17 protein-coding genes are annotated in these 15,558 nt (G+C 63.0%); 8 read left to right on the forward strand and 9 right to left on the reverse strand.

The window, feature by feature from the left end; all coding sequences use genetic code 11:
- Positions 1 to 70: 70 nt before the first annotated feature.
- Positions 71 to 688, forward strand: coding sequence for a TetR/AcrR family transcriptional regulator (locus M0954_RS02115; RefSeq protein WP_122155024.1), 618 nt, complete (start codon positions 71 to 73; stop codon positions 686 to 688).
- Between the two features lie 12 nt (positions 689 to 700).
- Here the strand turns inward: M0954_RS02115 and M0954_RS02120 are convergent, their stop codons facing one another.
- Positions 701 to 913: a hypothetical protein gene (locus M0954_RS02120; RefSeq protein ID WP_297351373.1), complete on the reverse strand. Its 213-nt coding sequence runs from the start codon at positions 911 to 913 to the stop codon at positions 701 to 703.
- A gap of 413 nt (positions 914 to 1,326) precedes the next feature.
- Between M0954_RS02120 and M0954_RS02125 the strand changes: the two genes are divergently transcribed.
- Both M0954_RS02125 and M0954_RS02130 read left to right on the forward strand, forming a co-directional pair.
- The gene (locus M0954_RS02125) at positions 1,327 to 2,448 is read left to right on the forward strand and encodes a LysR family transcriptional regulator (RefSeq protein ID WP_297351375.1); all 1,122 of its coding nucleotides are present in this window, start codon (positions 1,327 to 1,329) and stop codon (positions 2,446 to 2,448) included.
- Between the two features lie 235 nt (positions 2,449 to 2,683).
- Complete coding sequence (locus M0954_RS02130; RefSeq protein ID WP_297351377.1) at positions 2,684 to 3,142, forward strand: GNAT family N-acetyltransferase; 459 nt, start codon at positions 2,684 to 2,686, stop codon at positions 3,140 to 3,142.
- 26 nt (positions 3,143 to 3,168) lie between these two features.
- Here the strand turns inward: M0954_RS02130 and M0954_RS02135 are convergent, their stop codons facing one another.
- From M0954_RS02135 to M0954_RS02170, 8 genes are all read right to left on the reverse strand, one after another.
- Complete coding sequence (locus M0954_RS02135; protein ID WP_297351379.1) at positions 3,169 to 3,573, reverse strand: cupin domain-containing protein; 405 nt, start codon at positions 3,571 to 3,573, stop codon at positions 3,169 to 3,171.
- A 51-nt stretch (positions 3,574 to 3,624) separates the two neighbouring features.
- A complete protein-coding gene (locus tag M0954_RS02140; RefSeq protein ID WP_297351381.1) occupies positions 3,625 to 4,473 on the reverse strand; it encodes an AraC family transcriptional regulator in 849 nt (282 codons plus the stop codon).
- Between the two features lie 4 nt (positions 4,474 to 4,477).
- Positions 4,478 to 4,708, reverse strand: a complete 231-nt coding sequence (locus M0954_RS02145) for a DUF2795 domain-containing protein (protein WP_122155019.1) — start codon at positions 4,706 to 4,708, stop codon at positions 4,478 to 4,480.
- A 21-nt stretch (positions 4,709 to 4,729) separates the two neighbouring features.
- Positions 4,730 to 4,981 (reverse strand): hypothetical protein, encoded by a 252-nt coding sequence (locus M0954_RS02150; protein ID WP_123387679.1) that lies wholly within the window; start codon positions 4,979 to 4,981, stop codon positions 4,730 to 4,732.
- 257 nt (positions 4,982 to 5,238) lie between these two features.
- Positions 5,239 to 6,576 (reverse strand): C45 family peptidase, encoded by a 1,338-nt coding sequence (locus M0954_RS02155; RefSeq protein ID WP_297351383.1) that lies wholly within the window; start codon positions 6,574 to 6,576, stop codon positions 5,239 to 5,241.
- Positions 6,577 to 6,788: 212 nt separating this feature from the next.
- Positions 6,789 to 8,522, reverse strand: a complete 1,734-nt coding sequence (locus tag M0954_RS02160; protein WP_122155016.1) for a ClcB-like voltage-gated chloride channel protein — start codon at positions 8,520 to 8,522, stop codon at positions 6,789 to 6,791.
- A gap of 154 nt (positions 8,523 to 8,676) precedes the next feature.
- Positions 8,677 to 9,414 carry a glutathione S-transferase gene (locus M0954_RS02165; protein WP_122155015.1) on the reverse strand — a complete coding sequence of 246 codons (738 nt, stop codon included), beginning with the start codon at positions 9,412 to 9,414 and terminating at the stop codon, positions 8,677 to 8,679.
- Positions 9,415 to 9,544: 130 nt separating this feature from the next.
- The gene (locus M0954_RS02170) at positions 9,545 to 10,630 is read right to left on the reverse strand and encodes a YeiH family protein (protein WP_297351384.1); all 1,086 of its coding nucleotides are present in this window, start codon (positions 10,628 to 10,630) and stop codon (positions 9,545 to 9,547) included.
- Between the two features lie 114 nt (positions 10,631 to 10,744).
- On the opposite strand from M0954_RS02170, the gene M0954_RS02175 reads away from it, so the two are divergent.
- The 5 genes from M0954_RS02175 to M0954_RS02195 form a co-directional block, all read left to right on the forward strand.
- Positions 10,745 to 11,692 carry a LysR family transcriptional regulator gene (locus M0954_RS02175; protein WP_122155013.1) on the forward strand — a complete coding sequence of 316 codons (948 nt, stop codon included), beginning with the start codon at positions 10,745 to 10,747 and terminating at the stop codon, positions 11,690 to 11,692.
- 143 nt (positions 11,693 to 11,835) lie between these two features.
- Entirely contained in the window at positions 11,836 to 12,822 is a 987-nt protein-coding gene (locus M0954_RS02180; RefSeq protein WP_297351386.1) for a sugar kinase, read from the forward strand.
- Between the two features lie 161 nt (positions 12,823 to 12,983).
- A complete protein-coding gene (locus tag M0954_RS02185) occupies positions 12,984 to 14,267 on the forward strand; it encodes an MFS transporter (protein WP_123387674.1) in 1,284 nt (427 codons plus the stop codon).
- 4 nt (positions 14,268 to 14,271) lie between these two features.
- Positions 14,272 to 15,237 carry a D-glycerate dehydrogenase gene (locus M0954_RS02190; RefSeq protein WP_297351388.1) on the forward strand — a complete coding sequence of 322 codons (966 nt, stop codon included), beginning with the start codon at positions 14,272 to 14,274 and terminating at the stop codon, positions 15,235 to 15,237.
- Between the two features lie 7 nt (positions 15,238 to 15,244).
- Positions 15,245 to 15,558 (forward strand): LacI family DNA-binding transcriptional regulator (locus tag M0954_RS02195; RefSeq protein WP_297351390.1); only part of this gene is annotated, 314 nt, incomplete at its 3' end.

A 15,558-nucleotide genomic window follows, 5' to 3' on the forward strand; every position in this document is an offset into this window, starting at 1 on the left:
CATTCTAATACATACCTGTATCTGAATGTGAAGCCGTATGTGAATTCTTTCCGGTGATAAACTATTCAGCATGAAACGCCAACGCCTCACACGCGAACAGAGCAAAGACCAGACGCGCCTGCGGCTGCTCGATGCCGCGCAAGCTATTTTTATGAAGAAAGGGTTCGTCGCCACGAGTGTCGAAGACATCGCGGAGGCGGCCGGCTATACGCGCGGAGCGTTCTATTCGAACTTCAGCAGCAAGCCTGAGCTGTTCCTTGAACTGCTCAGGCGCGACCATGAGGAGATGCACGCGGCGCTGGAGAGCATCTTCGAAGACGGGGCGACCCGCGAAACGATGGAGGCGCAGGTGCTGGCGTACTACAGCAATCTGCCGCACGACGACAAATGCTTCCTGCTATGGATGGAGGCCAAGCTCGTGGCCGCGCGCGATAGCCGCTTCCGGGCGAAATTCAATGCGTTCATGCACGAGAAGCGCGAGCATATGAGCGAATACATTCGCGCATTTTCGGCGCGCGCGGGCACGCCGTTGCTGCTTCCGGCGGAAACGTTGGCGATAGGCTTGATGGGGCTGTGCGAGGGCGTGCAGTTCCTGAGCACGATCGATCCGCAGAACGTTTCTGCGGATGCAGCCGAGGCGGTATTGGCGGGATTCTTTGCGCGCGTCGTATTCGGGCGCGACGTGTAAGGACTGAGCGGGTCAGTCCACCGGGAAGTTCGCGCAGGCGTCGGTCACGGGCGACGCGCAGACGAACGAATACTCGCCGCTCCATTGCAGCGCGGTTTTACCCGCATGCAGGACCTGGCGGATGTCGGGATTCGTTTCGTAGGCGATGAAGGCAGAGCAGGCGACTGCGGACAACACGACCAACGAAAACGCGATCTTTTCAAAAATCTGGAAACGGTATGGCATGGCGATATCTTCCTTTTCGCCTGCAATGATACCTCATGTTAGGGTTTTCACCTAGTCTGGTACACGCCAAACAGCTCTTGCTGGCACGTATTTTCTCGTGCGCCGTTATCTTCAGACGATGCTGCCTTTGCGCCCCGAACAGCGCGCAACTCCGTTTAATTTCCTGCGCATCATTAACCTGACCGTTTTGTCATCTTCACGACAGGGTTGGGCCATGAGCGGTCGATACAATCAAACCCGTAGGGCAAGCCTTGGTGCGAGCGACTGGCGGCGTGGGAAACCACGCACAAAGTCCGCCGTCGAGGTGCGATGTCACCCGCTGGTAGTCATTGGCTTGCGCAGTCGCCGACGCTCCGTTTTTACGCCGCGTTGGTGTTCGTTGGCTTGGCTTTAACCGCGGCAGGAGTGGCCCCATGAATCATTTGCAGTCGATGCGAGTTTTCGTCAAAGTGGCTGAACTCGGCAGCTTCGCCCGTACTGCCAGCACGATGGGCATTTCCACCGCCGTCGTGACCCGTCACGTAGCCGACCTGGAAGAACGTCTCGGCACCCGCCTGCTCAACCGCACGACGCGCAGCCAGTCGCTGACCGAGTCGGGCCGGGTCTATCTCGAGCGCGTTCGTCCGATTCTCGACGACCTCGAAGGCGTCGAGCAGATGGTGGTGGCGCGCAATCATGAACCGGTTGGCACCTTGCGCATCGTGGCGCCGGTGGTGTTCGGCCTGCATAACTTCGCGCCGGTATTACAGTCGTACGCCGAGCGCTATCCGAACGTCATTCCCGATGTCACGCTGGTGGATCGCCATGTCGATCTGGTCGAAGAAGGTTTCGACGTGGGTGTGCTGATCGCCCGCCAGATGCGTAGCGCGAGCATCGTTACGCGGCGTCTCACCACCGGTCATATGACGGTGTGCGCGACACCGGACTATTTGCGCAAACACGGCACGCCGACCCGCCCCGAGCAGTTGCAGGATCATCCGAGCCTGTCGCTGCCGTCCGAATACGGCGGCGACGAGCGTGTTTTCACGAGCATCGACGGCAAGGGCGAAGTGCGGATGCGCCCAACCAACGCGATCGTCGCGAACAACACGGAAATGCTGCGTCAGTTCGCACTGCTCGGCATGGGCATTGCCATCCTGCCGAGTTACCTGATCGGCCGCGATCTCGAACGCGGCCGTCTGGTGCGTCTGCTCGCCGGTTATCGCCTGCCGCAGGTCGAGGTGACAATTGCGTATCCGAGCCGTCACCATCTGCCAGCCAAGGTGCGGACCTTTATCGATCATCTGGTCGAACATTTCAGCCACATGTCGACGGGGTTGCCGGGCGACCCTGCGGCCCTGCAGGAGCCGGCACCGCGTCCGGCGCAGGTGATGCAGCGTACGGTGACGGACATGGAAGCGAACGCGCCGGAGTTCGATGACATCGATGAGGTCGCGTCCTTGCAGCGTGGTAAAGCGGCTGCCGCGCCGGCCCCGCGCAAGGCCGCCCGGTCGGCTCGCATGACCGACCAGGCTACTGCGGCCGGTTTGAACTGAGCATAAACCATAAACACAGGCACCAGGTGGGCGAAGCGCCTGCGGCGTATGTGTTGCTCGCCGCATTCCAGATTGCACAGGCGCGGTGCGGTATCAGCGGAGGTACAAAGTCGCGATTCGGCGCCCTTGAGCGTGGGGCGGAAATCAGGCGATACTGCGGATCAATCGGGCGCGGACAACCGCTCCTGATCAATCCGCAGTGAGTCCGCACACGCTATCCGGGGAGCATGACGAGTTGAACGTTGCCTTTGCCAGTACAACCAGTGACGACGTCGAAACGCTGGTGCAAATCCGCATCGAAGCGATGCGGGAAAGTCTCGAGCGCATCGGCCGCTTCGATCCAGTTCGTTCCCGTGAACGGTTTCTGGCGTCGTTCGAGCCCGCGCAGTGCCGCTTCATTTTCGTGGACGGTGTCAAGGCCGGCTTTGTGCTGGTCAGGCCGGAGCCCGATCATCTGCAACTTGCTCATCTGTACATCGTGCCTGCTTACCAGGGCAAGGGCTTGGGCGCTGCCGTGCTCGAAGCCGTGCTGGCCGATTCCGACGCGCGGCGTTTGCCGGTCAGACTAAACGCGCTGCGCGACAGCGACTCGAATCGTTTCTATCAGCGCCACGGTTTCGTCAAAACCGGTGAGGACGAGTGGGACATTTACTACGTCCACAAGCCAGCCGCAGTGGCTGCGGCGTCTGCCTGACACTCACCGGGTTGCTGCGCATGGCCTCAAATCCACACGTCATTCTTCGCGGTCCGCTCACTCTCTTCGCCGCCGGTGTTCCTGACACCGCGCGGTTCGATCACCAGCATCTGCACTTCCTTCTCGGCATGCGGCTTGTGTTCCTTGCCGCGCGGCACGACAAACATCTCGCCGGCTGAAAGATGCACCGCACCGTCGCGGAAATCGATTCGCAAGTGTCCGTCGAGCACGATAAAGGTCTCGTCCGTCTCGGCGTGCTCATGCCAGACGAAATCGCCTTCGATTTTTACCACCTTGAACTGGTAGTCGTTCATCTCCGCCACGACGCGCTGTTGCCATTGGTCGTGAATGAGAGCGAGTTTTTCGGTGAAGTTGATCGCGCGGTAGGGGGCATGGAGGGCCGTGCTGGCCGGGGCCGGTGTGTTTGACATCGTTTATTCCTGTGGGTCTAAAGAAACACAGGCGAGCGTACGACCTTCGGCTCACAACGTCTTGTACGAATGTGCGTGGCGATTCACCATATTCAACCAGCGCGACGGCGGCACGCCCCACGTTTTGGTGAAGTGCCGCGTCATATGGCTTTGATCGGCGAAGCCGGCGGCAGCGGAGGCATCCGCCAGCGGCCGGCCCTGGCTGGCGAGCTGACGTACCAGGTCGAGGCGGCGCATCGTCAGATAACGGTGCGGGCTGGTGCCGAACAGGGCGCGGAAGTCGCGCGACAGGCTCCATTTGTCCTTGCCGCTCGCGGCGGCGAGTTCGTCTAGCGTGACGGCTCGCGCGAGCGACTCGTGCAGGTACTGGCGAGCCTGTTCCGCCGCCCGGTAGTCGGCAATGCGTGTTGTCTGCGTGGCGCCGGAGGCAGCGTCGAGCGCCATGGCGAGGTCGTAGATGGCGTCTTCCTGCTCGAGTGGATCGAGGGCGCGGTCGATGGTCTGCAATAGCCCCTCGGTAGCGGCGAACAGGCGCGGATCGCCCGACAGTCCGCCTTCGATGAACGGCAGCGGCTTCCCGCCAAGCGCCTGTTGAAAGAGCGCCGGTTCGACATAGACCATCCGGTAGTGAAAGCCTTCGTCGGTGCCGGCCTGGCCGTCGTGTGCTTCGTCGGGATGCAGCACGATTGTGACGCCGGGCACGCTGTTGCACGTGCCATGGCGGTAATGGAAGCTCTGCACGCCGGCGAGCGTGCGTCCAATCGCATAGGTGTCGTGGCGGTGCAGGCCGTAGGCGGCGTCATGGAAGAACGCTTCGATGCGCTCGATGCCGCCGGCCGAAGGCGCGCGCTCGATCCAGTCGGCGCCGTCCGCGCAGCGCGTCTTCGGTGGCAAGCTCATACGCTTAAGAACCGAGTCCGGGCCCGAAATTGCCGCCGAGCAGCGGGGTGATGGAGGCGATGTCCGGGTAGTCCTGCTCCGGCAAGCCGTCCAGCATCGACAGCAATTCGTTGCTGGCGCCGGCTTCACGTGCAAGGTCGACGAGTCCGTCCTTGTTGACCGGAAACTTTGCTTCACGCAGAACGTCTGCGATCTGCAGATCGATCGATTCGCCAGGAATAGCCGAGCCGGACATGCGCACGCTCCTTGTTACAGGTTATGTTTGCAGATGCTGATCCTGGCCCGTGAGGCCGCGGTCCAGGCGCCGCGATTTCGGCAGCGCGATGTGTTCCCACTGCTGAGGACGGTTCGCGTCCGTGACGCCGACATTCGGCGCCGCCGGTGCGACCGGCGCAGCATTGGCGCGTTCGACGGCGGACCCAGCCGTGCTGTCGAGCGCCGTATGAACCGGCGCTGCAAAGCACGAAGCCGACAGCGTCACCATGACCATCAGTGTCGAGGTTTTCATCGCCCGACCTCCTTTGCACATGCAGCGCAGAGACTGCAGCAAGCGCTGTGCCATTCCCGCGGCGGCAGGAATGGCGAGCGCCGCGTGCGGGCCGCGCCCACGGCGCGTCGCACTCCTTCCATCTTAGACGGCAAATCTTGCAACCGCCGCATAAAAACCGTGCGAGACCGCGCAACACCGCGAAAAGGGGCCGTCCGCCTCAGATCATGGCAGAAAACCCAATCTTGCGCCGAGCAGCGGCCCGTGCAGAAGGACGGCTAACGCAGTACGTCAAAACGCGTCCATGGCCAGGACGGCCGGTCCTGCATATAGCCATTGAGCCAGTTCCACTGCGGATGGCGTTTCATGAACGCCTGTGCATCGAATGGCTGGCCGCAGGGGTGGCCCCAGCGCGCCTCGAAGGCCATGTCGCGGGCCATCTCGCTGTCCGCTACCTTGCCATCGTTGGCGCCCCAGGGGTTGAACGGCCCCAGCTCGGAGCCACCGAAGCGCGCGTCGTCCAGTTCCAGGTGCCCGCAGATGGTGCGCGAACACGGGTTGTCAGGCCGGTTTAGATACACGTCGTGATGGTCGGCAATCATTTGCCGGGCCAGTTCGACATCGATCTTGCCGTGATGCAATTCCTCCAATTGCATGAAGCGCAGCCGCCGCGCGCCGTTCTTGCGCACGTCCGTGTAATCCTCGCCTTCGCCGACGCACTCCTGATTGCGGATCTTCAGATCGGTCGCGGTGTTGTAGCCGCTATAGAAACCGTCCCGCGTGCTTTCGAAACCGGAGTAGTGCAGCCCCAGTTCATAGCGGGCGATCTCCCCCGTTTTGACATCCCCGAGCAGCCAGCTATTCGCATAGCCGCCGTTATTGGCCACGGCGAACATTTCGCACCACTCGCCGATATTGTTCGCATACTGCGTAGCGCGCCGCGAGCGGTAGAACTCCGGCGCGCCGGCCGGGTTATAGCCGACGAAGTCGGAGATGGTGGTTTCGGTCACCATCAGTCCGGCGGCGCTGATCCAGAAATCGGTGAGGCTCGAGATGCAACCGGGCAGGCCTTGCATCAGGATGCGATGGCCAGACTCCGGCACGATGTCGAAGATGACGTTGAAGGCGTCGCCGGCGGCGTAGCGATCCCATGAGTTGTGCGCCATCACGATGCGTCCGTCGCGCGTGGCGTTGCCGGTTGCGATGAAGGCGCTGCAATGGTGGCCGCGCCTGCCGCGCCATGGTTTGGCGCCAAGACGTGGTTGCCGGGCCGCCACGTGGCTTGGCCACCAGCTTTGCAGCAGGTCCATGTAGCCGTTCCACGCGAGAACCTCGGGGAACGGCAGCTTGGCGCCGTCGGCGATGCCCTGGATTTCGTCGGTGAATTCGGTGTCGAGTTTGTGGGTGAACTGGGCGGCAGCCGCGTTGACGAAGGTGTCGAACTCTTCGCCGGTATCCCATTTCGCGAGGTAGCGCGCGGTGCCGATCGCGTTGCGGATTTCGGTGGCGAGCAACTGGCCGTGCTGCTCGCCGCGGTCGTACGGCTCGCCTTCGATGTGCAAGAAGATCCAGCCGGCCTGATCGCGGCGCACCGCATCGATGGAGGGATCGTTCATGCTGGCTCCGGGTCGAAGTCGCGCGAAGCCCGAGGGCATCCGTCGCGGCGTTTCAACCGCGCCGCGCAAGGCGGCGTGCTACTGGTTTTATTGTAGAGCGTATGCCGCGCTTTGCCATGCGGCGTCAAGGCAGGGTGGGGCGGACAGCTGGCAGCGGGTCGGTAGGGCGGGACGCTCAACCGGCAGCGGTTCGCAACGGGCTTTGCAACCGCTCAGCGCGTGGGATTCATGCGGAAATAGGCGTCGAGGAGCGAGGTTTTGTAGACCACCCCGGCCAGCTTCGGATGCGCGAGGCTCTCGATCACCGGTAGCCGCTCGCCCTGGAAGGCCATGAAGTGCTGCAGGGCGACGCCGAGCGGCATATCGGGCGTAAGCACGTCGAATTGCGTCTGCAGATAGTCTGAAGCGCTTTTGGTCGAGGTATCGCGCTTTTCCAGCAGGTCAGACGTAATGTCCTTCAGCGCTACAACGCCGAGGAACGCGCCGGCTTCATCGGCGACATAAAGATACTTCACGGGATATTCCAGGAATACCCGCGTCATTTCCTGGACGGTTGCAGCCGGCGTCACCACCGTCTCGGCAGGGCGGATCAGCTCGCGCATCTGGGTGGCACGTAGCCGCACCCGTTCCTGTTCTTCGCGGTTGCGCACCAGCGTGATCTCATACATCGAGGTCTTGCCGATCGCGCGCGCCACGAAATAGGCGACCACGCACGACAGCATCAGCGGCAACACGACCTGATAGCTGAGCGTCATTTCGAAGATCATCAGGATTGCCATCAACGGTGCCTGCGTGGCGCCCGCGAGGAACGCGCCCATGCCGACCATCGTGTACGCATAGGGCGCCGAGGTGCCGTGCGGCCACAGCGCATGCATGCCGAGGCCGAACAGCGAACCGACCACCGCGCCCACGAAGAGCGTCGGCGTAAACACCCCGCCTACCGCACCCGAGCCGGCGGTGGCGGCGGTGGCGATTAGCTTGAACACCAGCACGAAGACGAGCGCGGTCCAGGTCCATGGCGAATGAAGGATCGAGTTGACGACGCTATACCCATTGCCCCAAACCTCGGGCGACCACACCGACAGAATGCCGACGATCAGGCCGCCCAACGCCAGCCTCACAGGCAGCGGCAAGGGCAATTTGCGAAAGCCTGCCTTGGAGACATCGAGCATGCGCAGAAACTGCGGCGCCGCGGCACCGCACAACACGCCTAGCGCGACGAACAGCAGGACTTCGAGACCTGCCACCGGCGGAAACGCCGGCATCTCGTAAGGAGGCCGGTAGCTGGTGAACTCGCGCATCGTGATGTTGGCGACCACGGCCGCGACCACGACGGGGCCGAAGCTTTCCATCGCCATCGAGCCGAGCACGATCTCGGTCACGAAGAAGGCGCCGGCAATCGGCGCGCTATACGCGGACGTGATGCCCGCTGCCGCGCCGCACGCCACCAGCAGGCGCAGGCGCGGCGGGTCGAAATGCACCCAGCGGCCGATCAGCGATGCACTGAGCGCCGCCAGTTGCACCATCGGACCCTCACGGCCGATCGAGCCGCCGCTCGAGATGGTGAACAGCGACGACACGCTGCGCCAGAAGCTCAGTCGCACCGGCACGATACCGTCGCCGATCGCGACGGCTTCCATGTAGTCGGTGTGCACGTTCTTGTCGGCGTGGCGCCGCGCGATCAACAGCAGGAAGCCGGCGATGAGACCGCCCGCGGCAGGCAGCAAGATGCGCAAGGCCAACGGCAGGCTGCGCGCCATCTGGACGAAGCTGCCTGAGTGCCCGACAAAGCCCAGTTGCAGCAGCGAAATCGCCTCGCGAAAGGCGATCGTCGCAAACGCGCCCGCGACGCCGACCACCACCGACCAGACCAGCATCGTATGGGCATCCGACAGCCGGAACATGTGTTGCGCGCGAGTGCGCAGCCTCAGCAGGAATGAAAGCACGACGGCAGCAGGGTAAGTGGAGAAAGGGGGGAAACCGCGCGCAAGAATAGCACTGCGCGGCGGTCGTGGGAGACGTTCGGGAGGATGGTTTTGGCTGGGCGCAACGCGCGCTTACGCGGCCTTGCGTCATGCATCCTCAGGCCCGTCGGAATTTTCACCGGGCAGCCTTGTCGAGTTCCGGGTAGTGTCGGAAGATGCCCGATTTGTTGTAGGCCAGACGCCGTTCGGAAGCGAGATAGGCAGCGATGTTCGGACGCGCGGCCACCGCGTCGTGCAGCCCGGCGAGCAACGGATAGTGCACGCCGAACCGCTTCATGGCACGCGGGAACGCATAGTGCAAACCGTCGATCAGCTGGAACATCGACAGATCGACGTAGGTCAGCCTGTTGCCCACCAGATGCGCATCGCTCTGCGTGTTTTGCAGGATCACGCGCTCGAAGTAGTGCATGAACTTGGGAATCCGGTTGTCGATGAAATCGTCGGCGCGGGTTTTGGCCGCGTCTTTCTGGTCTTCGTAGTAGAGGCCGCTCGCGAGCGGATGATGGGTGTCGTGGACTTCGGTCACCACATCGGCGACTGTCAGTTGCAGGCCGTTTGCGACGTAGCGCAGACCTTCGTCGGCAGGCGCCAGACCGAGCTTCGGACCGAGGTAAAACAGGATGTTCGCGGTCTGCGAGATCAGCAGATTGCCGTCTTTCAGGAACGGCGGCGCGAACGGCGGATGCGCCTCGCGCTTGCTACTCATCACCTCCAGCATTTTGGCCGTGCCGAGCCCCTCGCCTTCGTCGCCGCGCGCGACTTCGATGTACTCAGCGCGTGCTTCCTCCAGCGCGAGCCGCACGAATTCCCCGCGACCCTGCAAGCCATCCCAATAGTAGAGTTCATAGCTCATCGATCGATCCTCATTCGGCTGTTCAAGCAGTCAGTATGCCGTGTGAGCGCGCCGCGTTGTGCGCAGAAATGCGCAAAGCCCCGCACGCGGCGGGGCTGGTTGCAAGGTATGAGCGGCTTGGCCAACAGCATCAGCCGAACAGGCGCTGTACAGTCCAGGTAATGCCGAGGCCTCCGACGATCAACCATACATACAGGATCAGTCCGGTCGTCAGCGCTCGTGGACCGGCCTCGCGGATCTGCGAGATGCGGGTTTCGATGCCGAGAGCGGTCATTGCCATGGTCAGCGCGAAGGTATCGAGCGTGTTGACCGTCTGAGTGGCCGCTTCTGGCAACACATGCAGCGAGTTCAGCACCACGAAGCCGAGGAAGCCGAGCGCGAACCAGGGGATCGCCAGCTTGCGTGGGGCGTGCTGGGCGCCGGACTGCGCACCGGCAGCGCTAGCGCTGCCCGGACGGTTGATCCACATGCCGATCGCGAGCAGCACCGGCACCAGCAGCATCACGCGCGTCATCTTGACGATGGTGGCGATATGCGTGGCCTCGGGGCTGACGTTACTGGCCGCGCCCACCACCTGCGCCACCTCGTGAATCGTGCCGCCGAAGAACAGCCCCGCGCCGACCGTATCCAGATGCAGCCAGCCGGCCTTGAACAGGATCGGGTAGAGGAACATCGACAGGGTGCCGAACAGCACCACGCTGCCGACTGCCATGGCGCTCTTGTGCGGCTTCGACTGCAGCGTCGATTCGAAGGCCAGCACGGCGGCCGCGCCGCAGATGGCACTGCCGGCGGCGGTGAGCAAGGCCGTGTCGCGGTCGAGCTTCATCAGCTTCATGCCGGCCCACGTGCCAATGACGAGCGTGCTCACCACGATCAGCACCGATTCTGCCAGTCCCGGCAAACCCACCTGGGCGATTTCCTGCAGGCTCACGCGCAGGCCGAAGAAGGCGACGGCGATGCGCAACAGTTTGCGCGCCGAGAAGTTGACGCCGGCCGCCCAGTTCGCCGGCATGCCGTCGCGCATGGTGTTGCCGTACAGCGCGCCCGCGACGATACCGACGATCAGCGGGCTCAGGCCCAGTCCGGCGATGGCGGGCAGCGCGGCGAGCCGCGTCACGGCAGCGGCGAACAGGGCGACGAACAGGATGCCGTTGAGCTGCCCGCGGGTGGTAGAGATCGCCTGGCCGGGAGCGGCCTGAATATGAGCGGTAGACATGATTTTCGCCTTCGGGGCGTTTGGCTTGGACGATCTAATCCTAATTTGAATATATCGATATGAAAAATCGTCATTTATGACGTAAACTATCTGCTGGACTGATATTTACGAGCCATGACCCCCGATCAGCTTATAACTTTCGCCGCCGTCGCCGAGCACCGCAACATCAGCCGGGCCGCAGTGGCATTGCATCTGTCGCAGCCGGCGGTGTCGGGGCAACTGCGTCAATTGCAGGATGAGTTCGGCGAACCGCTCTATCAGCGCGACGGCCGTGGCGTGCGCCTGACGCCGGCCGGCGAGCAGCTCGCCAGTTATGCGACACGTCTGCGCGACACCTGGCGGCAGGCGCATGCCTATCGCGACGCATTGCGCGGCATGGAGAGCGGCACGCTGCGGGTCGGCGCGAGCACCACGCCGGCCAGCTATCTGCTGCCGTATCTGATCGCGGCGTTTCACCGGCGCTATCCGGACGTGACGCTGCATACCACGGACGGCAATACGGCTGAGATCGTGGGTGCGCTGGCCGCGCTCGACATCGCGATGGTCGAAGGGCCGGTGGGCGCCGATTTGCCGCCCGACACCGCGGTGCATTCGTGGCGGCAGGATGAGATTGTGGCGATCATGCCGCGGACGCATCCGCTTGCGCTGGCTGCAGGCGTGGGAGACGCAACGGCCACTGCCACTGCGGGCGTTGCCGGAGGCACGGGCGCCGCGGCCGGTCAAATAGAGTTAGCGGCGCTGGGCGCGCATCCGCTTGTGCTGCGCGAGGCCGGCTCCGGCGTGCGGCAGATCGTCGAGCGGGCGTTTGCACGCGCCGGGGTGCCGATGCGCGTCGCGCTGGAGATCGCCGGTGTCGAGGGCGTGAAGGAGGCGGTGCGCGCGGGCATGGGGATCGGCTTCGTCTCGGCGATGTCGATGCGTCACGAGGGCGGTGCGCTGTGCCTTTTCTCGCTTAGCCCGGAACCGCTGACACGGCATTTTTCCATTCTGATTCCCCATGCGAGCGCGCCGTCGCGGGTGGTCGAGCGTTTTCTGGCGTTGACTGCGGACGACGCGGACTGAATATGCGCCGACAGATGCTTTTTCTGTATAATTTAATGGAACCGGTTCCATTTCCAGGAAATCGGGGCAAAGCAGGGTAATTCCGATGATCTTGCGATAGTTGCAATAGCCATCGCAGCGTCCCCGCTTTCTTAGGAAACCGCATGAATCCGACGCTTGATGTCATCACCTACGGCGAAGCCATGGCGCTCTTCGTCGCTGCCGAAACGGGTCCGCTCGCCGGAGTGGGCCAATTCACCAAACGGATCGCAGGGGCCGACCTGAACGTAGCGATCGGTCTCGCGCGACTCGGCTTCAAGGTGGGCTGGATGAGCCGGGTCGGCAACGATTCGTTCGGTCAGTACGTGCGCGACACGCTGCACCGCGAAGGCATCGACCAGCAACGCGTCGTCACGGATGAGCGCTATTCCACCGGCTTTCAACTCAAGTCGAAAAGCGACGACGGCACCGACCCGGCGATCGAATACTTCCGCAAAGGCTCCGCGGCGAGCCATCTGTCGCCGGACGACTATGCTCCGTTCTACGTACTGCCGGCGCGCCATCTTCATCTGACGGGCGTTGCGCCAGCCATCTCCGAATCGTCACGCGAACTGGCGTTGTTGCTGGCGCGAGAAATGCGTGCCGCAGGCAAGACGATCTCGTTCGATCCGAACCTGCGGCCGACGCTCTGGGCGTCGCGTGCGGCGATGGTCGAGGGTTTGAACGAGCTGGCTGAGCTTGCTGACTGGGTGCTGCCCGGTATCGGCGAAGGTGAGATTCTCACTGGCTACTCCCGGCCTGAAGAGATCGCGCGCTTCTATCTGGAGCGGGGCGCGCGTGGCGTCATCGTCAAGCTCGGCGCGCAGGGGGCGTATTTCCGCACGGCGGACGAGGCCGGCGTGGTTGAGGCGCAACCGGTTGCCAAGGTGATCGACACAGTCGGCGCGGGTGATGGATTTGCGGTCGGCGTAATCAGCGCGTTGCTCGAAGGGCGGCCGTTGCCGGAAGCCGTGGCGCGCGGCAACCGGATTGGGGCGCTGGCGATTCAGGTGATCGGCGATTCGGAGGGCCTGCCGACCCGCGCTGAGCTGGACCTGCTCGAACAGACGGATGCGGCGATGCCGGGCGCCGCCTTGTTGGACAACGTCTGAATTGCGCGATTTGCTTTACTGGCTTTGATCTGGAACGTGTACAAGCTTTCCGACATGTAGCGCACAACAACAAGATGCCTGGAGACGCTGGCTCACGCGCACGGCACATCCATCCAAACGGGTTAAGGTTGCAACCATGTTGCATGGGACGGGAGACATCCATGAGCTCATCGCTTGCGATTCGCCGCTGGTGGACGATCATGCCGATCGTCTTCATCACCTACAGCCTTGCCTATCTCGACCGCGCGAATTTCGGCTTCGCGTCCGCCGCCGGGATCAATCAGGATCTCGGCATCAGCAAGGGCCTGGCATCGCTGATCGGCGCGCTGTTTTTCCTCGGCTACTTCTTCTTCCAGGTCCCCGGTGCCATCTACGCCGAACGCCGCAGCGTCAAAAAGCTGGTGTTCTGGAGCCTGATCCTGTGGGGCGCTTGCGCAGCCTTGACCGGGATCGTCAGCAATATCCCTTCGCTGATGGCGATCCGCTTCCTGCTCGGCGTGGTTGAAGCGGCGGTCATGCCGGCCATGCTGATTTTTATCAGCAACTGGTTCACCAAACGCGAGCGCTCGCGTGCCAATACCTTCCTGATTCTTGGCAATCCGGTGACGGTGCTGTGGATGTCGGTCGTGTCCGGCTATCTGGTGCATTCGTTCGGCTGGCGCCCGATGTTCATCGCGGAAGGCGCGCCGGCCATCATCTGGGCTGTCTGCTGGTGGTTCATCGTCGAGGACAAGCCGGCTCAGGTGTCGTGGCTCACGCAGCAGCAAAAGGACGAGCTCGCAGAAACCCTGCGCGCCGAACAGGCCGCGATCAGACCGGTGCGCAACTACGGCGAGGCGTTCCGCTCGTCCGCGGTGATCAAACTGTCCACGCAGTATTTCTGCTGGAGCATCGGCGTGTACGGCTTCGTGCTGTGGCTGCCGTCCATTCTGAAGAACGGTTCCACGCTCGGCATGGTGGAAACCGGCTGGCTGACTGCGCTCCCGTATCTCGCGGCGACCATCGCGATGCTCGCTGCGTCGTGGGCATCGGATAAACTGGATCGTCGCAAGCCGTTCGTCTGGCCGTTTCTGCTGACCGGCGCGGTGGCTTTCGCGGCTTCGTACGCGATCGGCTCGACGCATTTCTGGATCTCGTATGCTTTGCTGGTCGTCGCAGGCGCCGCCATGTATGCGCCGTACGGACCGTTCTTCGCGATCGTGCCGGAACTGTTGCCAAAGAATGTCGCCGGCGGTGCGATGGCGTTGATCAACGGCATGGGTGCGCTAGGATCGTTTATCGGCTCGTACGTGGTCGGTTATCTGAACGGTGTGACCGGCACGCCCGCAGCATCGTATGCATTCATGAGTGCGGCGCTCGTCGCCGCAACCATTTTGACGTTGATAGTGAAGCCACAACCGTCTGCCTCTCGCAAGCTCGTCGCTAATCCATTGCAAGGAAAATAAGCTGATGAAGAAGATCATTGCCTACAAGCCGTTGCCCGACGATGTACTCGCGTATCTGCGCAAACATGTCGAGGTCGAGCAGGTCGACGGCGCGCAGCATGATGCGTTCGTCGCGGCGCTCAAGGACGCGGACGGCGCGATTGGCGCGAGCGTGAAAATCACCCCGGCCATGCTCGAAGGCGCGACCAGGCTCAAGGCGCTGTCGACCATCTCGGTGGGTTTCGACGCGTTCGATGTCGCCGATCTCACGCAACGCGGCATTGTGCTCGCGCATACGCCGGATGTGCTGACTGAATCGACCGCCGACACGGTGTTCTCGCTGATTCTCGCGACCGCTCGCCGGGTCGTCGAACTCGCCGATTGGGTGAAGGCTGGCCAATGGCAGACGGGCGTCGGGCCCGCGCAATATGGCGTCGAGGTGCAGGGCAAGACGCTCGGCATCGTGGGCTTGGGACGGATCGGCGGCGCCGTCGCGCGCCGCGCGGCGCTCGGCTTCAACATGCCGGTGCTGTACACCAACCGCAACCCGAACCCGCAAGCCGAAGAGGCTTACGGCGCGCGCCGTGTCGAACTGGCCGAGCTGCTGGCGAGTTCCGATTTCGTCTGTCTGCAGGTGCCGCTCACTCCGCAGACGCAACATCTGATCGGTGCGGCCGAACTGCGCGCGATGAAGAAGAGTGCGATCCTCATCAACGCCTCGCGCGGAGCGACCGTCGACGAAGCCGCGCTGATCGAGGCGTTGCAGGCCGGCACGATCCACGGCGCCGGACTCGACGTGTTCGAGACCGAGCCACTCCCCGCGAATTCGCCGCTGCTCACGACGCCCAACCTGGTGGCGCTGCCGCACATCGGTTCGGCGACCCACGAGACGCGTCACGCCATGGCGCTAAACGCCGCCGAGAACCTCGTCGCCGCGCTCGACGGGACGCTGACGCGCAACGTCGTGAATCGCGACGTCCTGCGCAAGTGAGCACGCTTTGAGCAGCCCGCACACCATCGCACCGCGCCGCGCCACCATCAGCGACGTAGCCCGCGAAGCGGGCACCGGCAAGACCAGCATCTCGCGCTATCTGAACGGCGAGCTGAGCGTGCTGTCGCCGGAGTTGCGCGCGCGGATCGAAGCGGCGATCGAGCGGCTCGATTATCAGCCCAACCAGATGGCGCGCGGTTTGAAGCGCGGCCGCAACCGCCTGATCGGCATGTTGATCGCAGACCTCACCAATCCGTATTCGGTCGAGGTGCTGCAGGGCGTCGAAGCCGCCTGCCATGCGCTCGGCTATATGCCGTTGAT

The organism is Paraburkholderia sp., assembly GCF_026225065.1.
Taxonomy (GTDB): Bacteria; Pseudomonadota; Gammaproteobacteria; order Burkholderiales; family Burkholderiaceae; genus Paraburkholderia.

Bases quoted from the DNA above. Each gene is read 5' to 3' on its own strand.
- M0954_RS02115 (WP_122155024.1), top strand. From the start codon at position 71: ATGAAACGCCAACGCCTCACACGCGAACAGAGCAAAGACCAGACGCGC.
- M0954_RS02120 (WP_297351373.1), bottom strand. From the start codon at position 913: ATGCCATACCGTTTCCAGATTTTTGAAAAGATCGCGTTTTCGTTGGTC.
- M0954_RS02125 (WP_297351375.1), top strand. From the start codon at position 1,327: ATGAATCATTTGCAGTCGATGCGAGTTTTCGTCAAAGTGGCTGAACTC.
- M0954_RS02135 (WP_297351379.1), bottom strand. From the start codon at position 3,573: ATGTCAAACACACCGGCCCCGGCCAGCACGGCCCTCCATGCCCCCTAC.
- M0954_RS02140 (WP_297351381.1), bottom strand. From the start codon at position 4,473: ATGAGCTTGCCACCGAAGACGCGCTGCGCGGACGGCGCCGACTGGATC.
- M0954_RS02145 (WP_122155019.1), bottom strand. From the start codon at position 4,708: ATGTCCGGCTCGGCTATTCCTGGCGAATCGATCGATCTGCAGATCGCA.
- M0954_RS02150 (WP_123387679.1), bottom strand. From the start codon at position 4,981: ATGAAAACCTCGACACTGATGGTCATGGTGACGCTGTCGGCTTCGTGC.
- M0954_RS02155 (WP_297351383.1), bottom strand. From the start codon at position 6,576: ATGAACGATCCCTCCATCGATGCGGTGCGCCGCGATCAGGCCGGCTGG.
- M0954_RS02165 (WP_122155015.1), bottom strand. From the start codon at position 9,414: ATGAGCTATGAACTCTACTATTGGGATGGCTTGCAGGGTCGCGGGGAA.
- M0954_RS02170 (WP_297351384.1), bottom strand. From the start codon at position 10,630: ATGTCTACCGCTCATATTCAGGCCGCTCCCGGCCAGGCGATCTCTACC.
- M0954_RS02175 (WP_122155013.1), top strand. From the start codon at position 10,745: ATGACCCCCGATCAGCTTATAACTTTCGCCGCCGTCGCCGAGCACCGC.
- M0954_RS02180 (WP_297351386.1), top strand. From the start codon at position 11,836: ATGAATCCGACGCTTGATGTCATCACCTACGGCGAAGCCATGGCGCTC.
- M0954_RS02185 (WP_123387674.1), top strand. From the start codon at position 12,984: ATGAGCTCATCGCTTGCGATTCGCCGCTGGTGGACGATCATGCCGATC.
- M0954_RS02190 (WP_297351388.1), top strand. From the start codon at position 14,272: ATGAAGAAGATCATTGCCTACAAGCCGTTGCCCGACGATGTACTCGCG.